Below are 4,098 nucleotides of genomic sequence, written 5' to 3' on the forward strand. Positions count from 1 at the left end.
AAATTATTTGTAAGTTTTAAAAATATTTCTTTTATCATATCCAATTACTTATCCATATATCATTTTATTTAACTACTCCCTGTATAATTATCATAAAGAACAATACAGTTATTGTAAACTCATGCTTAACGAGCGACTAACTATAAGTCGAATTAACATTTAGCCTGATAATACTCTAGAGACTAGCACACTTTAATTTTGTAACTTTTTCTTCCTAACTAAAGGAGCTTCTCTTAGTTAGTAAAAAATTAAGTAGGGTCAAACATTGAGTTTATGCATGACAATTATTTACTGACCGCTATTCGCTCATACCCGAATTCTTTTGTAGCAAGCTAAGCTTAAAACTCCATAAACACCGGAGTACAACTAATGCACCAGCTAACTATATATCAGCCTAAAGAGCCTTGGAATAAAAATAAGCTTGTAGGACAAAAGTTACCTCTAAAATTACAGCAAATATGGGCTATCCGAATACGACTGGAACTTTTTCATAAAATAAGAGATCTAGCACTATTTAACCTAGCCATAGATAGCAAACTAAGAGGGTGTGATTTAGTTTCACTAAAAGTTAATGACATCGCACATGGGAAAACAATCCAATCACGGGCAATAGTCGTTCAAAAAAAGACTGGTATGCCTGTTCAATTTGAAATTACTGGAAATACAAGGAAATCAATTGTGGCGCTCATAGATCAATTCACTCTCAATTCTTATGATTACTTGTTTAAGTCACGAATTCATTCCTCTGAACACCTTTCAACCCGTCAATATGGACGTATAGTTGACTCTTGGGTCACCTCAATTGGGTTAGATAAGACTCAATATGGCACTCATTCAATGAGACGTACCAAACCATCACTAATTTACAAAAAAACTAAAAATTTAAGAGCCTGTCAGCTTCTACTTGGCCATAGAAAACTAGAGAGCACTGTCAGGTACTTGGGAATAGAAGTTGATGATGCGTTAGAAGTATCAGAACAGATCGATGCTTAAATTTGAACCTAAGCCAGACTCGAAGTTAGAGTCTGGCACGTGCCAATAAACCTATTTCAGTTAAATTTCTTTAAAAGCATAAATGACCTAAGGGCATTTAAATAATGCAAAATATCAGACTCTTAACTATTGAAATAATGCTTCAGAGTTCCATACAATTTATTTATGTCTATCGGCTTTGCAATATGTGCGGTAAACCCCTTACGATAGTAGTTTTCTACATCTGTTTCCATAACATTTGCTGTAAGTGCCATTACAGTAAGGCTCGGATCTAAAGATTGTATTTGTTGTTGGGCCTCAATACCATCCATTATAGGCATGTGTATATCCATTAATACTAAGTCGAATTTGTTGCATTGGACCGCTTCGACAGCCAGTAGACCATTTTCAACAATTGTAACGTTTGCATTAGTTCGTTTAAGCATTGCCTCTATTAGCACTTTATTAATGTTATTATCTTCTGCAACTAATATTTTTTTACCTTCTAAGTTAGGGGCGGATAATGCTTTTTTTGCCTTATTAACAGGTGCAAAATCAACTTGTTCTAAAGGCAGAATAAGGCTTATCGTTGTGCCTCTTCCTAATGCACTTTGAATATCCATTTTACCCCCCATCACTTCAATTAAGCTGATTGTGATGGACATACCTAGCCCAGTTCCACCGTACTTTCTCGTTGTAGAGGTATCAGCTTGAGTAAAGCGCTCAAAAATATGCTCAACAGCCTCTTTACTCATACCGATACCGGAGTCGATAATTTCAATCTTAATAGCTTGTTTATCTTGATAGAGTTGGCTGCTGACGTTTATTTGAACACTTCCTTTTTCTGTGAACTTGACTGCATTTGTCGCTAAATTTAATATAATCTGCTTAACCCTAACTAAGTCACCTATCCAGTATTCGTTGTAGCTTTTCCCCTTATTAACGAGAAACTGAATTCGCTTTCCACTAACTAAAGAGTCTAGATCATACTTTACTGACTCCAGTACTTCGGTTAATGAAAACTGGACACTTTCAATTTGCAATTTATTCGACTCTATTTTCGAATAATCTAAAATATCGTTTATTATGATTAAGAGACTATGGGCTGAGAAGGATGCATTTTTAAGCACTGTACTCAATTCGGTAGATAAGTTAGTGTTTTTTAGTAATTGTAGACCGCCCAGAATCGCATTCATTGGCGTGCGTATTTCATGACTCATATTGGCCAAAAAGTCACTTTTTGCCTTTACAGCATTTTCAGCGGCTAATTTTGCTTCTGACAAAACGCGTAATGCATCAGCTCGCTCTGTAACATCGTAGTTTACGCCTACCACCTTAATTGCTTCGCCGTGTGAATCTCTTAATATTTCGGCGCTTGCTTTCATCGTTCTTATGTTGCCATCCGGATGAACAACACGAAATTCAGGATCATATGAACCATTGCCACTAATAGCTTCTTCTAACTGGTTTTTAATGTTTTCAATGTCGTCAGGATGCACAATATTTATCCATGCATCATACGCCCCAGAAAACTGAGATTCTGTAATGCCATGTAATTTGTACATCCAGTTATCCCACATTAGCACTCCTGTTTTTAAATCCCACTCCCAAACACCAATTCCTGCTGAATCATTAGCTAACTGCATACGTAGTGCAAATAGATCGGCTTTGTCCTTAGCTAGTTGTAGTTGTTGCTCACTATTTTTTTGATATGAAACATCTTGTACAACAGACCAAATGAATACTTGTCCTTTACTGTCTGTAATTTTTATACCCGAAAGTAGTACAGGATATACTTCACCATTTTTGTGAATGTACTCTTTTTGATATGGGCCGTAATAACCGTACTCAGAGAGAGAGTCCAATTGCTCTTGCTCCTGCTCTGCGTATTTTTTCGGGGTGAGTTGCCAATAATCCATTTGGTTAAGTTCTTCGGCATTATATCCAGTAATTTTCTCGAATTCCTGATTGGCAAACTCAAACCTACCATCAGTTATTGCGTTTATTATGATACCAATAGGTGCTAAATCTACAAATTTTTCAAATTTCTCTTTTTCACCTAAATAAGCTTTTTCAAAACGTTTTCTTTCTGAATACTCGGTGCTCAGCTTTTCTTGAGTTTTTACTAGGTCTGATATATCTCGACCAACAGCCAAGATTAACTGACTGCCACCAATAGATAAGGAGGTTAACGACACCAAGCAAGGGAAAGTAGTTCCATCTAAGCGAGAATGTGTCCACTGGAAGATTCGTGAGCCATATACAACAGTATTTTCTATATACTCTTTAGCCATTTCTTTAGAGAGTCTGCCGCAGGGTTGGTACTTAGGTGATAAATCAGAAGGGCTAAGGTTAAGGAAGTTAGCATTGCTTTGTACGCTGTGCATATCAATAGCGGATTGATTACACTCTATAAACTTGCTAGAGGTTAAATCAATAATTGAAAGTGCATCTGCTGAAACATCAAAGATTTTTTTATATTTATCTCTTTCTTTAGATAGTTCAACAATAGTTTGTTTTAGCTTTCTGTTTTCTGATTCTAAATTTTTTATATTACCAGGCACATTCATTCCCAATACTTTTGTATAAGCACATGTAAAACAGTATAGATGTGCTCTTTAAATATTGAAATGTATATCACTAAAATATAAAGATATTTCACATCTAAGGTGCATCATTGACATGTCCAAAATTCAATCAACTAGCAATGAAAATGGAAAAGGATTTCGAAGGCTTGTTATAGAGTGGTATTTTTAAGTAAGTATCTTTGCTCTGGAGATTATAACTGATGAGGTAATCTTGATTTTACATATATGATAGCAGCTTTAATTCGCAACTCTCTCCATGAATTGACGTTTGTATTTTTACTAATAAAAAGCTCCCATTCAGCACTAGAATACAAGTCTGAATTAGTCGTGTATTTATCTTTCAAGCGACTTGAAAGCAATAGGCATTCAAAATCAGTGAAGCAAGAGTGTGTTTTAATAAAATCAGGAGTCATTAAAAGCTCTATTGGTAAATTGTGATAACCAGCCCCTTCATTTATCTCTTTAGTTAAATCATCCAGTATTTTAAAATTATCAGTCAAGGTTAAGCCCTCCAAAAGTATCATACAAATCAAGCTTA

General features: G+C 35.4%; 3 protein-coding genes. 1 reads left to right on the plus strand and 2 read right to left on the minus strand.

All coding sequences use genetic code 11. The features are described from left to right. Positions 1-369 precede the first annotated feature (369 nt). Positions 370-993, plus strand: a complete 624-nt coding sequence (locus GQR46_RS16995; protein WP_165741659.1) for a tyrosine-type recombinase/integrase — start codon at positions 370-372, stop codon at positions 991-993. A 122-nt stretch (positions 994-1,115) separates the two neighbouring features. Here the strand turns inward: GQR46_RS16995 and GQR46_RS17000 are convergent, their stop codons facing one another. Both GQR46_RS17000 and GQR46_RS17005 read right to left on the minus strand, forming a co-directional pair. After that, complete coding sequence (locus tag GQR46_RS17000; protein ID WP_165741661.1) at positions 1,116-3,536, minus strand: PAS domain S-box protein; 2,421 nt, start codon at positions 3,534-3,536, stop codon at positions 1,116-1,118. A 215-nt stretch (positions 3,537-3,751) separates the two neighbouring features. Beyond that, positions 3,752-4,098 (minus strand): hypothetical protein (locus GQR46_RS17005; RefSeq protein ID WP_206009648.1); only part of this gene is annotated, 347 nt, incomplete at its 5' end.

The organism is Pseudoalteromonas sp. Z1A6 (assembly GCF_011378745.1).
Classification (GTDB): Bacteria; Pseudomonadota; Gammaproteobacteria; order Enterobacterales; family Alteromonadaceae; genus Pseudoalteromonas; species Pseudoalteromonas arctica.

What these genes read in the sequence shown, in the direction of transcription:
- GQR46_RS16995 (WP_165741659.1), top strand. Translation starts at nt 370, where the DNA reads ATGCACCAGCTAACTATATATCAGCCTAAAGAGCCTTGGAATAAAAAT.